The organism is Methanobrevibacter intestini, assembly GCF_047402955.1.
In the GTDB taxonomy this organism is placed as follows: domain Archaea; phylum Methanobacteriota; class Methanobacteria; order Methanobacteriales; family Methanobacteriaceae; genus Methanocatella; species Methanocatella intestini.
The window spans coordinates 1,704,000-1,721,564 of sequence record NZ_CP187956.1 but is presented as its reverse complement, the minus strand read 5'-3'; the positions used below and the strand labels follow the sequence as shown (position 1 = coordinate 1,721,564).

22 protein-coding genes are annotated in these 17,565 nt (G+C 30.8%); 8 read left to right on the top strand and 14 right to left on the bottom strand.

Annotated features, from left to right (window positions below; genetic code table 11):
• Positions 1 to 43: 43 nt before the first annotated feature.
• Positions 44 to 1,579 (bottom strand): IS1182 family transposase, encoded by a 1,536-nt coding sequence (locus ACMC9J_RS08130; RefSeq protein WP_427003206.1) that lies wholly within the window; start codon positions 1,577 to 1,579, stop codon positions 44 to 46.
• A 164-nt stretch (positions 1,580 to 1,743) separates the two neighbouring features.
• Here ACMC9J_RS08130 and aroD point away from each other — a divergent pair, with 164 nt between their 5' ends.
• Both aroD and ACMC9J_RS08120 read left to right on the top strand, forming a co-directional pair.
• The gene (gene aroD, locus ACMC9J_RS08125) at positions 1,744 to 2,418 is read left to right on the top strand and encodes a type I 3-dehydroquinate dehydratase (protein ID WP_427003205.1); all 675 of its coding nucleotides are present in this window, start codon (positions 1,744 to 1,746) and stop codon (positions 2,416 to 2,418) included.
• A 9-nt stretch (positions 2,419 to 2,427) separates the two neighbouring features.
• Positions 2,428 to 3,042 carry a S24/S26 family peptidase gene (locus ACMC9J_RS08120; RefSeq protein ID WP_427003204.1) on the top strand — a complete coding sequence of 205 codons (615 nt, stop codon included), beginning with the start codon at positions 2,428 to 2,430 and terminating at the stop codon, positions 3,040 to 3,042.
• Positions 3,043 to 3,064: 22 nt separating this feature from the next.
• Here the strand turns inward: ACMC9J_RS08120 and ACMC9J_RS08115 are convergent, their stop codons facing one another.
• Positions 3,065 to 3,403, bottom strand: a complete 339-nt coding sequence (locus ACMC9J_RS08115) for a P-II family nitrogen regulator (protein ID WP_011953770.1) — start codon at positions 3,401 to 3,403, stop codon at positions 3,065 to 3,067.
• A gap of 11 nt (positions 3,404 to 3,414) precedes the next feature.
• Positions 3,415 to 4,632, bottom strand: coding sequence for an ammonium transporter (locus ACMC9J_RS08110; protein WP_019264155.1), 1,218 nt, complete (start codon positions 4,630 to 4,632; stop codon positions 3,415 to 3,417).
• A gap of 301 nt (positions 4,633 to 4,933) precedes the next feature.
• Between ACMC9J_RS08110 and ACMC9J_RS08105 the strand changes: the two genes are divergently transcribed.
• Genes ACMC9J_RS08105 through ACMC9J_RS08080 form a run of 6 tightly spaced genes read left to right on the top strand, consistent with a single transcriptional unit; the run spans position 4,934 to position 9,007 of the window.
• Complete coding sequence (locus ACMC9J_RS08105; protein ID WP_019266205.1) at positions 4,934 to 5,248, top strand: hypothetical protein; 315 nt, start codon at positions 4,934 to 4,936, stop codon at positions 5,246 to 5,248.
• A 5-nt stretch (positions 5,249 to 5,253) separates the two neighbouring features.
• The gene (locus ACMC9J_RS08100; protein ID WP_427003203.1) at positions 5,254 to 6,480 is read left to right on the top strand and encodes an HD domain-containing protein; all 1,227 of its coding nucleotides are present in this window, start codon (positions 5,254 to 5,256) and stop codon (positions 6,478 to 6,480) included.
• A 9-nt stretch (positions 6,481 to 6,489) separates the two neighbouring features.
• Positions 6,490 to 7,038, top strand: coding sequence for a UbiX family flavin prenyltransferase (locus tag ACMC9J_RS08095; RefSeq protein ID WP_303999691.1), 549 nt, complete (start codon positions 6,490 to 6,492; stop codon positions 7,036 to 7,038).
• The gene (gene cbiT, locus ACMC9J_RS08090; RefSeq protein WP_019266208.1) at positions 7,039 to 7,602 is read left to right on the top strand and encodes a precorrin-6Y C5,15-methyltransferase (decarboxylating) subunit CbiT; all 564 of its coding nucleotides are present in this window, start codon (positions 7,039 to 7,041) and stop codon (positions 7,600 to 7,602) included. It abuts the gene before it with no gap.
• Between the two features lie 23 nt (positions 7,603 to 7,625).
• Positions 7,626 to 8,381, top strand: a complete 756-nt coding sequence (locus ACMC9J_RS08085; protein ID WP_019264160.1) for a hypothetical protein — start codon at positions 7,626 to 7,628, stop codon at positions 8,379 to 8,381.
• Positions 8,382 to 8,392: 11 nt separating this feature from the next.
• A complete protein-coding gene (locus ACMC9J_RS08080) occupies positions 8,393 to 9,007 on the top strand; it encodes a molybdenum cofactor guanylyltransferase (RefSeq protein ID WP_019266209.1) in 615 nt (204 codons plus the stop codon).
• On the opposite strand, the gene rrp42 is transcribed toward ACMC9J_RS08080, so the two are convergent.
• The 11 genes from rrp42 to ACMC9J_RS08025 all read right to left on the bottom strand — a co-directional run bounded on the left by rrp42 (position 9,004) and on the right by ACMC9J_RS08025 (position 17,252).
• Positions 9,004 to 9,792, bottom strand: coding sequence for an exosome complex protein Rrp42 (gene rrp42 / locus ACMC9J_RS08075; protein WP_427003202.1), 789 nt, complete (start codon positions 9,790 to 9,792; stop codon positions 9,004 to 9,006). The genes ACMC9J_RS08080 and rrp42 overlap by 4 nt on opposite strands.
• Position 9,793: 1 nt before the next feature.
• A complete protein-coding gene (rrp41, locus tag ACMC9J_RS08070; protein WP_019264163.1) occupies positions 9,794 to 10,498 on the bottom strand; it encodes an exosome complex exonuclease Rrp41 in 705 nt (234 codons plus the stop codon).
• A gap of 24 nt (positions 10,499 to 10,522) precedes the next feature.
• Complete coding sequence (rrp4, locus tag ACMC9J_RS08065; protein ID WP_427003201.1) at positions 10,523 to 11,419, bottom strand: exosome complex RNA-binding protein Rrp4; 897 nt, start codon at positions 11,417 to 11,419, stop codon at positions 10,523 to 10,525.
• A gap of 30 nt (positions 11,420 to 11,449) precedes the next feature.
• Positions 11,450 to 12,151 carry a ribosome assembly factor SBDS gene (locus tag ACMC9J_RS08060; protein WP_019266210.1) on the bottom strand — a complete coding sequence of 234 codons (702 nt, stop codon included), beginning with the start codon at positions 12,149 to 12,151 and terminating at the stop codon, positions 11,450 to 11,452.
• A gap of 27 nt (positions 12,152 to 12,178) precedes the next feature.
• Positions 12,179 to 12,919, bottom strand: coding sequence for an archaeal proteasome endopeptidase complex subunit alpha (psmA, locus tag ACMC9J_RS08055; RefSeq protein ID WP_094516136.1), 741 nt, complete (start codon positions 12,917 to 12,919; stop codon positions 12,179 to 12,181).
• 1,004 nt (positions 12,920 to 13,923) lie between these two features.
• The gene (locus ACMC9J_RS08050; protein ID WP_019266212.1) at positions 13,924 to 14,286 is read right to left on the bottom strand and encodes an Rpp14/Pop5 family protein; all 363 of its coding nucleotides are present in this window, start codon (positions 14,284 to 14,286) and stop codon (positions 13,924 to 13,926) included.
• Entirely contained in the window at positions 14,276 to 14,980 is a 705-nt protein-coding gene (gene rnp3, locus ACMC9J_RS08045; protein WP_427003200.1) for a ribonuclease P protein component 3, read from the bottom strand. The genes ACMC9J_RS08050 and rnp3 overlap by 11 nt, the downstream gene beginning before the upstream one ends.
• A gap of 113 nt (positions 14,981 to 15,093) precedes the next feature.
• Entirely contained in the window at positions 15,094 to 15,369 is a 276-nt protein-coding gene (locus tag ACMC9J_RS08040) for a hypothetical protein (protein ID WP_019266214.1), read from the bottom strand.
• Between the two features lie 223 nt (positions 15,370 to 15,592).
• Positions 15,593 to 16,312 carry a zinc-ribbon domain-containing protein gene (locus ACMC9J_RS08035; RefSeq protein WP_019266215.1) on the bottom strand — a complete coding sequence of 240 codons (720 nt, stop codon included), beginning with the start codon at positions 16,310 to 16,312 and terminating at the stop codon, positions 15,593 to 15,595.
• Between the two features lie 9 nt (positions 16,313 to 16,321).
• Positions 16,322 to 16,930 carry a zinc ribbon domain-containing protein gene (locus tag ACMC9J_RS08030; protein WP_019266216.1) on the bottom strand — a complete coding sequence of 203 codons (609 nt, stop codon included), beginning with the start codon at positions 16,928 to 16,930 and terminating at the stop codon, positions 16,322 to 16,324.
• 76 nt (positions 16,931 to 17,006) lie between these two features.
• Complete coding sequence (locus ACMC9J_RS08025; protein ID WP_427003199.1) at positions 17,007 to 17,252, bottom strand: hypothetical protein; 246 nt, start codon at positions 17,250 to 17,252, stop codon at positions 17,007 to 17,009.
• Between the last annotated feature and the right edge of the window lie 313 nt (positions 17,253 to 17,565).

Sequence of the window (17,565 nt, the reverse complement as noted above, 5' to 3'; positions counted from 1 at the left end):
CGAATTTCTATTTCTAGAAAAATTTATGTTTGTTTCTTATTTTTTAGTTATTTTTCATGATTATTTCATTATAGATTCTTTTTAGGTTATGTCCGATTGCGTATAGTTTGAATTCAGTATTTACTTGTTTTAATCCTGTTGTTGTGAATTCTGTTAAGTGCATGTTTTGTTTCATGTTTGTAAATGGTAATTCAGCTGTTTTTGATCTTAATTTGTAGATTTCTTGCGCTTCAGGAGTTTCCATTTTCCGTTGCATTCTGATTTTGGAGGGATTTCCATAATCACTAATCGTTTTATATCGTTGGCTTTTTGCGCAATACTCTTGTATTGGACAGTATTTGCATTCTTTTGTCCAATAAGCAATTCTTGGCTTGTTTTTGTATTCGTATTCTTTCACACAGTACAATGGTTGTCCTAATGGGCAAATATATGTCTTTATTTCGTTATCGTAATTGAAATTATCTTTGGAAAATGGTTTTTCGGTTAAATTGTATTTTTTTTCTTTTCGTGAGAGTTTTCGTGAAGATATGTAGCCATCTAAACCTTCTTGTTCGAGATATTCTGCATTTATGTCTGTGGAATATCCATTATCAGCGCTTACTTGGAAATTAGATGGTGTTTCATTGTATATTTCGCTTAGATTTGATTTTACTTGTTCTATTGCTGGAATAAGTTCGTGATGATCGCTTGGATTATTGGTAACGTGTGATGCGATTATTATTCCTTTGTGTTCGTCTACTGCGATTTGTGCATTGTAATCAAATTCCCATCGTCCTTTTTTATTCTTCATTAACCTTGCATCAGGGTCATTTATGCTAATCACGTCTTTTTCAGATTCATTGAGTTTTTCTTCAAGTTTTTCGACCTTTTTGAGAATTTTTTCGGGATTTTCTTCTGCTTGTTTTAAGAGCTTTTTGCTGGAAGCTCTTAATTTATTTTTGTTTCTATCATCTTTGGAAGATTTATTGACTTTTTCAAAGATTTCTTTGAATTTTTCTTCATCAGTTAATGTTTCTGGAACAGAATTCCCGGATTCTTCACCTAATTCTTCGTCTTCTTCTTCGTCTAGTTTAATGCTTTTTTCAAGATGTTGTTTCATTATTTTTAATTGCTGTTTGTTTGTTAATTTGTTAATTGATGTTTTTGATTTTATTTTAGTTCCATCAACGCTTACATGATGGATTTTAACTAAATCTTCTTCGGTTGCAATTTTTATAGTCATTTTAAAAGCTTCATCAATCAGATTAGAATAATTGCGCTTAAATCTCAAAATTGTACGATAACTAGGATGTTGCATACCTGCTAAGTACATATAACCAACATCCGTTTGGGTTCTTCGCTCAATCTCACGTGATGATAGTCCTCCATCAAAAACACTCATCAAAACTAGCCTAAGTAATAATTCACGAGGATAAGCAAATTCACCAGGCGTATCAGCAAACTCACGGTTCGCTTCGGAACAATCAATATAATCAGCCACATTTTTAATAAAATAACACGGATGGTCTTTTGGAATCAATTTCCTCAAGTCCATAGGCACTAACATGGTCTGATTAATAGTATCATCTCTTAAAACCATAAATAAAACAACCACAAAGACTTATATCTATAATAATAGATTGTACTTCATAGTATATAAAATTAAATGAAAAATAAGTAAAAAAAATTTAAAAATTAGTGAGTTCGTGTCCCATCTTCAAATTGAAAAAATTAATTAATAACATCACTCAAAAAATATAATTAATGTATCCACAAACTAAAATAGCAATACCCATTTTTCAAGCAAAAAAGGAAGATGTAATTAAAGTAGCTGAAGATTGTATTGAAAAAGGTGCTGATGTACTTGAATTTAGAATAGATGCACTGGACAATCCTAACTTTAAAGATATACAGGAAATCATTGAAGAAATCAACTTTCCAATGATAGCTACCAATAGAATTTCATCTGAAGGCGGTTCTTTTAAAGGAACAGAAGAAGAAAGAGTTGATATTTTATTAAAATGTGCTCCTTTAGTTGATTATGTGGACATTGAACTTCAAAGTGATGATAAATATATAAAACAGATACATGATACCGGAGTAACTACCATTGTTTCATATCATGATTTTCATAAAACTCCTGAAATTAATGAAATCATGTATATTGTTGAAAAAGAACATAAACTTGGAGATATCGCTAAAGTAGCTTTTATGCCTAATGATTTGGATGATACTTTAAAAATATTAGCTATTCTTTCACATTGTGAAAATACAATAGCTATTTCAATGAGTGATTTAGGCAGCTACACTAGAGTTATGGCTTCCAAATTTGATTCTCCAATTACTTTTGCTGCAGGACGAGATGTAACCGCCCCGGGGCAAATTGATATTGAAACCATGAAATCATTGCTTAATATGGATTTAAATCTTATAGAATAGGTGATTAGAATGGCTAAAAAATGTATTTTAGCTTTTATTTTAATAGTTATCTTAGCTATTTTTTTAGGAATATTTTTAACAGAAGATACTGGTTCTGTTGATGTTTATATAGATGGAGAAAATGTAACTGCATCAACACATCCCGAATTAAACACTGAAATTAATACTGATGAACTTAACAATGAAATTTGTAACTATGCTCTTGAATCAATGAACCGACCAAACACAAATATAGATACTTTAAAATCAGGAATTCATGACATATGCTTAAGTCATGGCCTTGATACCTCCAATATCAATATTGATTCTTCTTTAGGCGAAAATAATGTTCCTGTTATTTTTCAGGTTGATGGAACTTCCATGCTTCCAACCCTGCAGGACGGACAGAATGTTTTAGTTAATAAAACACAAAATGTTCATATTGGAGATATTGTAGTTGCCAATTCTTCAGAATATGGAAACATTATAAAAAGAGTTGACCAGGTTAATGATAATCAAATTCACCTTGTAAGTGATAATAAAAATGTAGAATACAGTCAAATCAATGGTGTTCTATATGAAACAAAAGGAATAAGTACATGGGTTGATTCAAGTGATATTTATGGTGTAGTTATAAAATATTAAAAAATAAGGATAGGAAAAGTGCTTATACAGCACTGTCTCCTTCTTCACCGGTTCTGATTCTTATTACATTGTCAATCGGGTAAATGAAGATTTTACCATCACCGATGTTACCTGTTTTTGCACCTTTTTGGATGGCTTTAACAATAGTATCTACACCTTCATCTTTTGTGACAATTTCAATACGTGTTTTTGGAATTAAGTCAATACAGTAACTGGATCCCCTATATGATTCTTTGATACCTTTTTGACTGCCTCTTCCTTTAATTTCAGAAACATTCATCCCCTGACAGCCAACAGCTGTAAGTTCATTTTTAACGTCCTGATACTTTTCCTGTCTAATAATTGCAACAATACTTTTCATTTTAAAACCTTCTAGTTAAAATTATATGCAGATTCTTCGTGAAGTTTTGCATCTAATCCAACAACTTCATCTTCATCTTCTACTCTGATACCACCCATAGCTTTATCAAGTACTTTAGCTAAGACATAGCTTATTACAAATGCGTAAATAATAGTAGCTACTACACTTATTACTTGTATTACAACCTGATATGGGTTTCCATATAATAATCCTGCTGCTTCATTAATGTATGGTGCTGCAAAGATACCAGTAGCAATTGCTCCCCATATACCGGACATACCGTGTATACCAAATACATCTAATGCATCATCGTAACCAAGTTTTGCTTTTAAGTAGTAAATTGCAAAGTAAGATACTAAAGGAGCTACTGCACCAATTACTAATGCTCCAGGAACATCAACAAATCCTGCTGCTGGAGTAATAGCTACTAAACCAGCAATTCCTCCGGAAATTGCACCAAGAACAGTTGGTTTACCAACAACAATTGTATCTAATATAGTCCAGACGATTAAAGCAGCTGCAGCTGCAACGTTTGAAACAATAATTGCATTTGCTGCAAGACCATTTGCACCTAAACCGGATCCGCCATTGAATCCCATCCATCCGAACCATAGAAGTGCTGCACCTAATACTGCATATCCTAAGTTATGTGGTAATAATGAAATGTCTTTTCTTTTACCTAATACAAGTGCGATAGCTAATGCAGAAACCCCTGAATTAATATGTACAACAGTACCACCTGCGAAATCAAGTGCTCCCATATTCATTAACCATCCTCCACCCCATACCCAGTGAGCAATAGGGATGTAGACAAGACAAGCCCAAATCGGGATGAAAATTACCCAAGCTTTTGTTTTCATTCTTCCAACAACACCACCAGAAATCAATGCTGCTGTTAAACCTGCAAATGCAAGTTGGAACATAACAAACAATAGTGTTGGAATAGTTCCGCTTAAATCATCAAGTCCGATTCCACTTAAGAAGAAATTGGAAGGGCTTCCTATAAATCCTCCTAGTGACGGAGTTCCAAAGGCAAACTGATAACCGAAGATAACCCAAATAACACTTACAATTGAAAATGCGATAAAGGTTAAAAACATAGTATTTAAAACATTTTTACGTTTACTTAAACCACCATAAAAGAATGCGACAGCCGGAATACTCATTAAAAGTACTAAAAGACTACAAACAAGAACCCAAGCTGTATCTCCTGCGCTAAATATATCCATTATATCTTTTCTCTTTTTAAATAAATTAATAACAATAAATCAAAATTATTTTTTTAAATTTTTATGAATTTTGATTGAACGGAAGTCGGAAGTCGGAATCCTTCTTCCGATATATAGTAGTTGAACTTACAGGTATATAAAGGTTTTGGTAAAATGGATCTCAAAAAAATATGATGCTTTAAAAAAATTCAATAAAAAATATTAATAATATATAAATATATAAATAAATAACAGTTAATCTTTAAAATTAAATAAAAGAAAACTTTAAATTTGCAAATTCAAAAAGAAAAAATGTGTTATTATGAGAGGGCAAACAAAAGCAAAATTAATTGTGTTTTTTATTGTTGCAATTATTGCATTTGCTGCAAGTTCAATAGCTGCAAATATTATTTTAATAGAAAATCCCAATGACAATACTCTGCTAGCTATTGAAGATGATAATTTCACACCTCAAAAAGTGGATTATGTTCCTACATACATCCCGGAACCTAAAATTATTAATGATACTAATTTAACCAACAAAACAAATTGGATTGATGATACAAATATTACTGACATTTTAAATAATACAAAAGAAAATTTAAGTGATTTATGGAATGAATATTCAAATTGGTGATTATAATGGGTGAAAAAAAGAAATTCATTAGAGATAGTGTCTATGGAGACATTAGCTTAAACAAATTTGAACAAAAAGTATTGGACATGCCTCAATTCCAACGTTTAAGAAGAATTAAACAATTAGGATTAATTAACTTAATTTATCCTGGTGCAAATCACACCCGTTTTGAGCATTCAATCGGAACAATGAATCTTGGATCCAAATTAGCTAACGAATTAGAGCTAAGTAAAGATGAAATTGAACTTGTTAGAATCTCTGCTCTGCTTCATGATATTGGACATGGTCCTTTTTCACATGTGTCTGAAGGAGTATTGTCATTTCCTCATGAAGAATTAACAAAGTATGTTATTTCCAAAACATCAATGCGAGATTATCTGGAAGAAAAATTTGATATTAAAGAAATAAATAAGATAATCTCCGGAGAAGGCAAATTAGGTCCGATTGTGTCTGGAGAATTGGATGTAGACAGAATGGATTATCTTTTAAGGGATTCATATAATACCGGAGTAGCTTACGGAGTCATTGATTATGAAAGAATAATCTCTAATCTGAAACTAACCAAAAACTTAGTATTAGACATAAAAGGAGTTCAGGCTGCTGAAGGAGCTTTAGTATCTAGATATTTCATGTATCCAAGTGTATATCAACATCATACAACACGTATTGCCAATTCAATGTTTAGAAGAGGTTTAAAAAAGCTAATAAACTCAAAAGAAATAGACGAAAATGACATGTACAAATATGATGATATGGATATGGTCAGCATTTACAGAAACAGTGAAAACCCATTTGTACGGGATATGATTACCCGTCTGGACAACAGGGATTTATTTAAACGGGTAAAGGTTATCAGACTGGAAAACTTTAAAAATCCTGAAAAATTATACAAAACCTCACAGGAAACACTAAGGAAAGCTGAAGAGGAAATAGCTTATGATTTTGATATGGATAAAGATTATATAACTATCAATATAGCTGAATATCCCCGTTTTGATGAAATGAAAACACAGGTAAGTGTTGACGGAAAATTATATCCTTTAACTAAAATTTCAAATATTGTTGGAGCACTAAGTAAAGCAAGATTCAACATTCCGGATATCAGTGTTTATGTACCAAAAGAGGATAAAGCTAAATTTGAAAAACTTAAATTAGAAAACTACCTGGATTTACCTGAAATCAATAAGGATAAATTCCATGGCATTCATTATGACCAAATCAAACTATTTTAGGAGAATAATATGATAGTAGTTGGAATTACAGGAGCTAGCGGAGTAATTTATGGAATTAGATTACTTAAAGCTCTAAATGAACTAAATATTGAAAACAGCTTAATTATAAGTGATGCTGCTAAAACTGTAATAAATCATGAAGTAAAAGAATCAATTGAAGAGATAATCAGTTTAGCAGACAATTATTATGAATTTGACGATTTAACTGCATCAATCAACAGCGGATCATTTAAATTTGACGGACTGGCTATTGTACCATGTTCCATGAAAACATTATCATCAATAGCTAACGGATATGCATCTAACACCATTACACGAGTAGCTGACGTAAGCTTAAAAGAAAGAAGAAAAACAGTTATTGTTCCCCGTGAAACACCTCTCAGAAGCATACACCTCGAAAATATGCTGAATTTATCAAAAGAAGGAGCTGTGATTTTACCTGCAATGCCTGGATTTTACTCTGACAGTGATACCATTGATGATCAGATTAATTTTATTGTAGGTAAAATCCTGGATTCACTGAATATTGAAAATAACATCTATAAAAGGTGGGAATAAATGTTAAATGATATGGACTTTATTAAAACTTGTGATGTTCCCGGCCCTACCAAAGAAGCCATAAGAGCAATCATATTATATAAATCAGCTGTAACATCTGATGACAATGTGGTAGATGTCGGCTGTGGAACTGGAGGAATTACCTGCGAATTTGCCCAAAGAGCAAAAAAAGTAACATCCATTGATACAAATCCGGAAGCAATTAGCGTTACCAAACAAAATCTTGAAAAATTTAATTTAGGAGATAATGTAGAGTTAATAAATGATTCCGGAAGCAATGCACTAAAAAATATTGACAATATAGATATAGCTGTTGTTGGAGGCAGCGGCAGGGAACTTGAAGATATTTTGGAAATTATAGATTCCAAATTAAATTCAAAAGGAAGAATAATCATTACAGCTATTCTTGTTGACACTAAAATAGAAGCTATAAACAAATTAAAGAAGCTGAATTACAATCCTAAAATCATGGAAATTAATATTTCAAAGGGGAGAGTTCTTGATCGCGGGGTTATGATGATAAGTGAAAATCCAATAGCTGTCATTAGTGCAAGTAAAAGATAAAAAAATTTTTTGGAGATTATAAAATGAAAAGAGAATGGAAAATAAAATTTTCAATATTGATGATTATTGCAGCTATTGTTATTTTTGGAACCAATTACCTTGTCCTAAAAGACACACACAGTATTGTTTCATATGTCTGGCTCCACATCGGATTTATTCCTATAGACATTATTATTGTTGCATTTATACTTGAAGATATAATGAGCAGAAAAGAAAAAGAAGCTATTTATGAAAAATTGGATATGCTTATCAGCACTTTCTTTACTGAAATAGGTAATGAATTAATAGAAGAATTCAGCAGTGCAAATGAATTTAAAGCTAGCACCAGTTATTTAAAAGCTATTCCTAATTGGGATGATGAAGAATACGACAAACAGCTGAAAAAATTAAAAAATGCAAATATTGACTTTAATGTAGATATTGAAGGTGACAAAAGAGCAGAATTCTTAATAAATCTTAGAACATTACTGAAATCCAAAAGAGAATTTTTAATTAACTTAATCAACAATCCACAGTTATTTGAAAAAGAGGAGTTTTCAGGATTATTGATTTCAATATTGCACCTTGATGAAGAATTAGAACACAGACCTGATTTGAATCAGATTACAGATACTGATTTCAATCATTTAAATGGAGATATCAAAAGGATTTATTCAAAATTAATATATGAATGGCTCTATTACTTAAAATACCTTAATACCCATTACCCATATATGATTTCATTAATTATCCGTACAAATCCATTTGATGAAGATGCTGATGTCTATATAAAAGATTAGGAAAATGCATTATGAATAGTAAAAAACATCATTCCTGCATCATTTTATGTGGCGGGCAAAGCAGAAGAATGGGTCAGGACAAAGGATCTATGATTATTCAGGACAAACCTATGATTAATCATGTCCTTTCAACTTTAAATAATGAAATAAATGAAGTGATAATTGTTTTAAACAATAAAGACCGTATTGACAAATATAAAAATTTCATCAAAAAGGAAGATTATAATTTTACAGTAACCTTTGCGGAAGATGAAATAAAAAATATTGGGCCGATGTCCGGAATATTGACCGGGCTGAAGCACATTACTTCCAATTATGCCTTAATACTGCCTTGTGACAGCCCCTATGTAACAGAAAATTTAATTGAAAATATTTTTAATGAATTGGACTCAAGGTATCAGGCCATTGTTCCGTATCATGACAATGAAAATAGATTAAAAACAAGTGAACCTCTCCATTCAATTTACAGTAAAAATATCATTCCTGAAATTGAAGAGTTAGTATCCAATGATATACTGCATATTAAGGGACTGATAGAAAAAATAGATACGAAATTTATATTAATAGACAATAAAAAATTATTAAAAAAAGAATTTAGAAATCTTAATCGTCCAACAGACATTTAAAGATATTCAACTAATTCTTTTGTTTTTGAAATTGCTTTATCAACACAGTAAAATATGTCTTCTTTTGTTAACGGTAAAATTCCGCCTTTCTGCATAGCACAAATTTTAGCATCTTTAGTAACACCTACATTTAAACGAGCATCAGCTACTTTTTCTTCATTTAAAGTAGGGTCTAAAATCAATTTATCTCCTATTTTAACAAAAGTACACATAGCTACTTCATTATTGATAGGTAAATCTATAGTGTTTTCATAGTCAAATACAACTTCATCATCAGCAACACTTGCAGATGGTAATTTAGTGCTTTTTAAAGCTGCCATTACAGCAAGTTCACAGGCATCAAAAAGATTTCCACAGTTATCTATAATATGCAAGTCTATAAATAACATCCAAACATGTTTGCCTTCTTCAACACATAACTTATCCAAATCAACAAGTTCACTTTCACGAATTCCCCTGTCAACAACACGTGCAAGTTCAATTGAATCTTCACTTGGTGGTCCCGGTTCAAAAGTAGGGTCAGCCATTGGCAGCATTTCACAGTTGGTCATTAAAACTCCTAAATCAGGAGTATCCAGAAATGGTGCACCAATCTGCGGTTTGATACCGACAATAACCTGAGTATCTCCTATTTTAACTCTTGCAGAACCTTCAGCTTTGGATATTACATCGGTTTCAATAGAAATATCCCTATATTCATCAAGTTCCCTGCCATCTTCCCTTTTATCATTGACAGCAAGATTAATTATACTTTCCTTTGTAATTTCAGGTACAATTTCAACCATATTAATCACTCATCTCAGCAGAATATTTTTTCATTAAAGCTTCTTTTTGGATTTCATTTACTTTCCTGCATCCTTCCATAGCTAAATCAATTGCTTTTTCAAATTCCTCTTGAGATAAATCACCGTCACTTTGTAATAAAGTAATTTCACCAGTTCTTGGCATCATAGCTATAGGAACATCAGCCTGTCCTTCCTTATCTTCAACTTCAGATAAATCCAGAACAACTTCATCATTTACTTTACCTGCAGCACATCCTACAACAATATCTTTCATAGGAATTCCGGCATCAACAAGTGCAACAGAAGCTGCAGTAATTCCAGCACAACGTGTTCCTCCTTCAGCTTCAATTACTTCAATGTAAATATCCACCATAGACCTAGGATAATTTTCCAGCATTAAAGCTGGTCTTAATGCATCAGCAGTAATTTTGGAAATTTCAGAAGATCTTCTGTCTGGTCCAGGTCTTTTCCTATCATCAACAGAAAAAGGAGCCATATTATACCTGCATCTTATTACACCAGTATTTGGTTCAAGCAATCTTCTGATATATGATTCTCTAGGTCCGTACACTGCTACTAAAATTTTATTTCCACCAACTTCCAAATAAGCAGATCCGTCTGCACGTTCAAGAACACCTGCTTCAATTTTTATAGGACGTAATTCATTATACTTTCTGCCATCCTCTCTTATCATTTCAGACATCATATCAACCTCATAATCATCAAAGAATTATCTGTTATTTAATATATAAGAATTGCCAGAATTATTGCCGTAGGACAAATGTTTATCCTTTTTATTTTTCTTTTTTAATTCTTCAATTACTTTATAAAAATCAGTACTGTCTTTTTTTGATTGTTCCTCTTTTTCTTCCTGTTCTAATTCTTCTTTGAAATTTTGAAGTTTAGGTTTTTCCAATTCTTCATAATCATCACTATAATCGTCTTCCTGTGGCAATTCACCATCAATAACTAAATATAGTTTATTTTTAACTTTATTTGTTAAACCGGAAGTATGAGCCTCAGCTTCAATCATATGGATAATTTCTTTAGTAAGCTGTTCCATATCTTCATCACCTTTGACCCAAACAAGGCCATTTTGACCAACAATTATTTTACAATTGGTTTTATCCTTAATCATGTTGATCATAGAACCTTTTTTACCAATCAGTCTAGGAACTTTAGTTGGAGTAATATCTACAATTATTCCTCCTCTGAATTTACCCATTCCTCTACCTTTTAATCCAAGTTTGACTTTTTTAACTTCGTCAACATCAACAACTCTTAAAAATAGAACATCCCCAACATCAAATACTTTATTGAGTTCTTTTTTCTCTCTTCCAAACACTTCAAAAGCAGGTAAAATTCCGGAATATGGTGAATTGATATCTACATCCCACATAGAGAACCTGACATCTTTAATTTTACCAATAACTACATCTCCTTTTTTAGGAACATATTTACTTTTAAGAGGAATAACTCTAATTTTTTTATTCCTTAAAGAAACTAGTCCCATTAAAGAAGAACAAATTTTACCATCCTCTTTAAAGGTACCTCTTCCTGAGTAGTATTCATCATCTGCCAATACTTCACCAGGAATAACTAAATCTTTATTTTCCACATATATCATAAAAATCCCATAAGTTGAAAATTAATTTAATTATTTGATAGTTTTTGTTTCTGCTTCACCACTTGAAATTTCAGCCATTTTAGCGGCGAAATCATCTTGAAGGCCACCAGGCATCTCAACAATACCAATCCAGGAACCATCCTGTTGCCATTCCTCATTAAGAATTTCACCAAAATGATGAATTGCAGAGTATGCTCCTCCTGCTGAAGAACCTGGAAGTCGAACAGCTACTTTAACTTTTTCAAACCTGATTGGAATAAGTGGTTTAATAGCTTTTAGGGCTGTTTGTACCTGTTGATCAACTGATATGAAAGGATCAAATTTAACTTTAGCTTCATTAACAGCATTTTCAATCCTTTGTGCAGGGTGAGGAAGACCTGATTGAGGATTAATAGCTTCCCTAGAGATTTTATTAATAACAAGTCTTCTTTTATCAGCCTGCATTTGTCTTTTTTGTTCAGCAGTTAATTGAACATGTCCTTTTTCAAGTATAACTTTAGAAACTTCAATCGGATCTGTAGTTTCAAATATTTTAAGCATAGCTTCTTCAGAAGCTTTATCTCCTTTTTTAGAATCCTTAAAAATTTCTTCAACAGCTAGAAGGTCTTCAATAGCTACATCCTTCCCATCAGGATTTCTAAATTCCGCTGCTAAATCCGGATCCACTAATATTTCAAAATGTTCCCCACAATATTCATATTTAGCTATTATTGCATCATCTACATTTACCATTGAAAAACCCCCAACTAATTAAATTATTTATTCTTCACTTTCTTCTTTAGATACTACTTCATCAATGAAAGTTTGTACTTCTTCCTGAGAAAGTTTAGTGTATACTTCTTCATCACATTTAATAACAGCAATTTCAACATTGTTTGCAGTAGTTTCATGTTCAGTTGCTTCATTGATTGCTGTTAATGCTAACTTAATAGCATCATTTAAATTCATGTCATCTTTATATTGATCTTCAAAGATATCCATAGCTGCAGATCTGCCTGATCCAATAGCAGTTGCTTTATATTCAATTAATGCTCCACTAGGGTCCGTTTCAAATAATTTGCAGCTACCGTCATATACTCCACCAATGATTAAAGCAGAACCAAATGGCCTTACTCCACCATTTTGAGTATACATCTGTAACATATCACATAATTTTTTAGATAAGCTATCTACCCTAATAGGTTCACTGTAGGTGATTTTGTTTATTTGAGCTTCTACTCTTGCTCTTTCAACTAAAGCTCTTGCATCAGCAACAAGACCTGAAGTTGCTGCTCCAATATGTTCATCTATTTTAAATATTTTTTCAATAGATGTAGCTTCAACTAAATTGGAAGTAGTTCTTTTATCAACTGCTAAAACAATACCTTCAGAACATTTAATTCCTATTGAAGTGGTTCCTCTTTTAACAGCTTCTCTTGCATATTCTACTTGGAAAAGTCTTCCATCTGGGCTAAATACAGTAATTGCCCTGTCATAACCAGCATTTTGTAAAGGTTGCATAAATTAATACCTCACATTTTTTAATATTATAATAAATTTAAGTTCAACTACTATAAAAATACAATTATTTTAAAAATAAACCAAATTCTCCATGAAATGGTATTTCATTACATATCTGTAATGATATAGTTTTTTAAATCTTTTTTCCATAAATTCAATTCATATTTATATGTGTATATTATTAATAAAGTTTTCTATTTTAAAATAACTAAAAGTTATTAAAAACCTTTCCATAACCAAACAGCAAAAAATTAAGAAAAAATCCCTTAACAATTCAGTATTTAAAAGAAATTTTTTATCAGTTTTCACTTTCGTGTTTTTGATAAAAAAAGAGTCTGAATCTCGTGGTTTTGTTTGTAAACTTTTTAAATAAATACATAAACAATTTTAGACATATAACCAGATATACGGAAATATGATAATTATTTCATAATTAAAGCAATATTCAGATTTAAAATCAATATTAAAGATTTAATGTCCAAATAAAAACTAATCAAAGAACAATCCATAAGTATATATACTTAAAATAACAATAATGTTAATTGTAGAATATATAATCCATATATTCTTCTATAATCTGTTTAAAACAGAAACTATCAATTTTCACTTCCGTGTTTTTGATAAAAAAAAGAGTCTGAATCTCGTGGTTTTGTTTGTAAACTTTTCAAGAGCCTACAAACTTTTTTAGACTCATAACTACTTTTTTTAAAATAAGCTTTTTCACAGTTTATATAATAATAAATAGTATTACTTATAATAGTAAAAGTAATAAAAAAATTATAAACTTTATCAAAAATAAACGGATAAAGTTAAATTTAAGTTTTACCTCTCCAGGAGGTGAATCATGTGTTAAATCATATAACAATGATTTTAGATGTAATTTTAATCATATTACATATTATTAATTTAATAATATAAACGATTAAAATAATTGATAGTTGAATATGAAAAAGGTTTTTGATTTTTTATGTCCGCGAGCTGAAGTTTTGCGTAATTTTTCCTTTTTATTTTTCAATAAATTTCTGACAGGCCTTGATAGTTCCGGATAAACCGATAGTGGAAACTGAAATATCTTTTCCATTATATTTATAAATTAAAGCAAGAGAAGATCTTACTTCATCAACATACTCCCTCTGGCAGCGAAGAATGGCCTGATAATGATTATACTCATCTGTTTTTTCAAGCTCATAAAACTTCATAACCCATAAACTAAAATTGCCTGTTCCGTTTTCACCAAAAAAGCGAATACATCCGTTCCAAACAATATTAACCAGATCATCTTTAGAAATAACACTTTTAACTTTAACATCTAATGCCAGATAGCGGTTATTTTTCCTAAGTGTAGGGGGAAGAACCTTAAGCTTCATCATTAACCTCCCTAACTCCTTTTAAAATCATGTTTTTTCTGTTTTTATTAAATTCCAAAATGTTTTTAGCTGTTATGAATGATTTATCAATTTCCCTTTGAGTTAGTCCAATTGAAAGAAACACTGAAGCGAAATCCTTAGTTGTCTTAATATCAAAAACAGACTCTGCCCTTGAAGATAAAATTAATGGAAAGTCAAATTTTCTATGTAATGAAATTATGTCCTTAATATTAGCTATTGTTTTAGCTCTATGTGTTAAATAAGATTTCAAAATATCTATAAAGCAAATTTCAATAGCTACATTATTTTTCAAAGCTTCTTTAGCTAAAACCTGATTAATGCCACTATCATATCTTTTTAAATAAGGCCTTGATAAAACATCCAATTGAATATTTTCCAAAACAGCCCGATTTACTTTTAAATCACCACCGATTACACTAATACAAGATGATTTATCCCTAAACTTTCTAGCTATTTTTCTAATATCATTAGCATTATTGGAATCTATTTCCAAAGTATAATTTACATTAATATCCAAATTATCCTGCAAATCCTCTTTAAACTCCAAAGCTCCCATAAATTTATTTTGATCATAAGAAAAATTAATATGATTCCAGCCATACTTTGAAGCTTCCATAGCTAATTTTAAATTATTATCATAGCTATTTCCTTTAACATTTAAATCAAAAAACATTTTAAAAATCCTATTGAATCGCTATATTAAATATTAAATTTTATTTATTATTAATATTATGGAAAAAGTATCAAAAAAGAAAATAATTTTTTGTAGAGTGAAACTACAAAAAACTAAGAAAAAATTAATGGAGGAGAATTAAATATTGCATAGACAACCAGAATCATAAATACAATATTTATAAGAACTCCAAATTTTATAGATTTATTAATATTTTTTTGCTTATAATACTGGAAAATAATATAAAAATAATCTGCTGAGATTAAAAAGAATAATAAAAACATGAAATAAGTAAATGGGAAGAAATTTACATTACTTCCAGTTACTAAAGTTCCTATCATAGCCAAAACAAGCAAGAAAATAAAAATATTACCATATCTAATATTCATATCCAACACATAATTTTTTAAAATATTTATTCTTTTATTCAAAAAAACCAGAATAAATTAATACATTCATCAAATTATTACTTAAAAATTGATGATTATTATATTATCTATAATTAGAATATATAAATACTTTTATAATTTTAGAAAAAGATGAAATAATAATTGATAAACAGCTTAAAAAATGAACAAATAAATAAAAAAATAAAGTGATTATAATAATCACTTAAACAGAAACCGATGCCGGCAAGGTACCGGTACTTCCATATTGAAGTAAAATAGCTATTTCAATATCCAACATTTTAGATGGTGAAATATCCGGAACACCACCAGTATAAATTCCGACATAGTTTGGTACCTGACCGTTTCTATCAATCCAGGAAGCGAACCTGTTAGACATATCCACATAATTAGCCTGAGCTATTGAATTTGAATAATCACGACCGCTAGGATGAGGTGCATAAGACGGATTTCCAACAGAAATTGTTGCTCCGCTATCTCCCTGACCAATTAAAGCCACGGATTTTGTTAAAATATACAGACACTGTGCTTTAGATAAAGATAATGACTTATAATTAACCGGGAAATTGCCGCCATTATTTTTAATAGCCTGTGCTAATCCAGGTGCTTCAGAAACTGGAAAACTGCTTAAAGACAATGACTGAACTCCAGAATCACCACTTACAGAAGAAGATGATGAAGAAGCATCTGAAGAAATCTCTTCATTAGAACCGCTAAACATTCCAGTACCGATAGCTGCAAAAACAATAATCAAAACAACGATTAATGCAACTAAACCTATTATAATTATATTTTTACCATTCTCATCATCTCCAGCAGATGTTGGAGCATGACTTAAAGTTCCTTTATTTTTAATCTGACTGCCACAATATTTGCAAAATTTTGAATTGTCAGGTAAATCTTTTCCACATTTAGGACAAAACATTAAAACTCCTCATTCATATTTATAGAATTCAACAGACCAGCTTACAGTTTCATAATAATCAATATTGAAAGTTTCTGAAGATGATGATTCATACGTAAGAGAATCATATCTGCTTGCAACTGCACTTCTAGAACCCCAATCAACACCTGCTGACTGACCATTAGAACCAGAAACATACAAATGATTAGTAGCATAATTTTTAATAGGATATGCTGTAATTTTAACCATTATTTTACCCGCTGGAACACTAACAGCCTGAGAACCTGAACCGGAACCTGAATATGAACCGATTAATTTCCATTCACCGGATTCACTTGAACTAGATTCGGAACTTGAAGTAGAACTAGACTCATTAACAGAAGATGTGGAACTAGCTGAACTATCAGAAGAATAGTCACTTGCTTGATCTGCACCCCCGTCATTTAAATTTATTGCAAAATAACCAATTGCACATATAAGAACTATAATAAGTGCAGTTAAACCAACAATCAAATATTTTGTATTATTTCCATCTTTTTGTTGAGTTTGGACTTCATTTTTTTGGGCTAAAGATGCACCACACCGAGTACAAAACTTAGCCTTTCCATTATTTTCAAATCCACAATTTTCACATTTCATAATATCAAAAAAATTTAGTTAATCATTATTATTTTTAACACAAGATACATATTAATTTAATTATATGATTTTTATCTTATGCAATAACTTCCCCAATAAGATGCTCTTCAGAAGCATATATTACAACCATATTTTCACAGTCCAAATATGAAAACAGATATCCATATTGGCTTTGGCCATTTGTATCCCGATTGATCCATTCTCTCCATAACCCTCTTTCTTTTCCACCAATATTCTTTTTAGCTGCATTTTGAGCTTCGAAAAAAGGAGTTAAATCAATATATGAATAATCAGTACCTAAACTTACACCCAAACCAACCATATTTTCATCCCCATCCTGATAAAAACTAGCATGTGAATCCCGCCATAAGGCATTGGCTCACCGTCCCTGCGCAAATCAATATTTTCTTCAAAATCTGCAGGAATATTGAAACTAACTCCACCCATTGTTATATCAGCGAAATTTAAGCTGAATATTCCAATTACTAAAATAAAAATGACTACAGCAATAAATCCGCTGATAACAAGCTTATTATTTCCTAAAATCTCATTATCTGATGATTTAATTATTGAAGATTTATTATTTTCAATATCAAAACCACATCATCATCTAATTTTCTGCCACAGTTTAGACA

Excerpts from the sequence above, each read along its gene's own strand:
- ACMC9J_RS08130 (WP_427003206.1), bottom strand. The coding sequence starts at position 1,579 with ATGGTTTTAAGAGATGATACTATTAATCAGACCATGTTAGTGCCTATG.
- aroD (WP_427003205.1), top strand. The coding sequence starts at position 1,744 with ATGTATCCACAAACTAAAATAGCAATACCCATTTTTCAAGCAAAAAAG.
- ACMC9J_RS08120 (WP_427003204.1), top strand. The coding sequence starts at position 2,428 with ATGGCTAAAAAATGTATTTTAGCTTTTATTTTAATAGTTATCTTAGCT.
- ACMC9J_RS08115 (WP_011953770.1), bottom strand. The coding sequence starts at position 3,403 with ATGAAAAGTATTGTTGCAATTATTAGACAGGAAAAGTATCAGGACGTT.
- ACMC9J_RS08110 (WP_019264155.1), bottom strand. The coding sequence starts at position 4,632 with ATGGATATATTTAGCGCAGGAGATACAGCTTGGGTTCTTGTTTGTAGT.
- ACMC9J_RS08105 (WP_019266205.1), top strand. The coding sequence starts at position 4,934 with ATGAGAGGGCAAACAAAAGCAAAATTAATTGTGTTTTTTATTGTTGCA.
- ACMC9J_RS08100 (WP_427003203.1), top strand. The coding sequence starts at position 5,254 with ATGGGTGAAAAAAAGAAATTCATTAGAGATAGTGTCTATGGAGACATT.
- ACMC9J_RS08095 (WP_303999691.1), top strand. The coding sequence starts at position 6,490 with ATGATAGTAGTTGGAATTACAGGAGCTAGCGGAGTAATTTATGGAATT.
- cbiT (WP_019266208.1), top strand. The coding sequence starts at position 7,039 with ATGTTAAATGATATGGACTTTATTAAAACTTGTGATGTTCCCGGCCCT.
- ACMC9J_RS08085 (WP_019264160.1), top strand. The coding sequence starts at position 7,626 with ATGAAAAGAGAATGGAAAATAAAATTTTCAATATTGATGATTATTGCA.
- ACMC9J_RS08080 (WP_019266209.1), top strand. The coding sequence starts at position 8,393 with ATGAATAGTAAAAAACATCATTCCTGCATCATTTTATGTGGCGGGCAA.
- rrp42 (WP_427003202.1), bottom strand. The coding sequence starts at position 9,792 with ATGGTTGAAATTGTACCTGAAATTACAAAGGAAAGTATAATTAATCTT.
- rrp41 (WP_019264163.1), bottom strand. The coding sequence starts at position 10,498 with ATGATGTCTGAAATGATAAGAGAGGATGGCAGAAAGTATAATGAATTA.
- rrp4 (WP_427003201.1), bottom strand. The coding sequence starts at position 11,419 with ATGATATATGTGGAAAATAAAGATTTAGTTATTCCTGGTGAAGTATTG.
- ACMC9J_RS08060 (WP_019266210.1), bottom strand. The coding sequence starts at position 12,151 with ATGGTAAATGTAGATGATGCAATAATAGCTAAATATGAATATTGTGGG.
- psmA (WP_094516136.1), bottom strand. The coding sequence starts at position 12,919 with ATGCAACCTTTACAAAATGCTGGTTATGACAGGGCAATTACTGTATTT.
- ACMC9J_RS08050 (WP_019266212.1), bottom strand. The coding sequence starts at position 14,286 with ATGAAGCTTAAGGTTCTTCCCCCTACACTTAGGAAAAATAACCGCTAT.
- rnp3 (WP_427003200.1), bottom strand. The coding sequence starts at position 14,980 with ATGTTTTTTGATTTAAATGTTAAAGGAAATAGCTATGATAATAATTTA.
- ACMC9J_RS08040 (WP_019266214.1), bottom strand. The coding sequence starts at position 15,369 with ATGAATATTAGATATGGTAATATTTTTATTTTCTTGCTTGTTTTGGCT.
- ACMC9J_RS08035 (WP_019266215.1), bottom strand. The coding sequence starts at position 16,312 with ATGTTTTGTCCTAAATGTGGAAAAGATTTACCTGACAATTCAAAATTT.
- ACMC9J_RS08030 (WP_019266216.1), bottom strand. The coding sequence starts at position 16,930 with ATGAAATGTGAAAATTGTGGATTTGAAAATAATGGAAAGGCTAAGTTT.
- ACMC9J_RS08025 (WP_427003199.1), bottom strand. The coding sequence starts at position 17,252 with ATGGTTGGTTTGGGTGTAAGTTTAGGTACTGATTATTCATATATTGAT.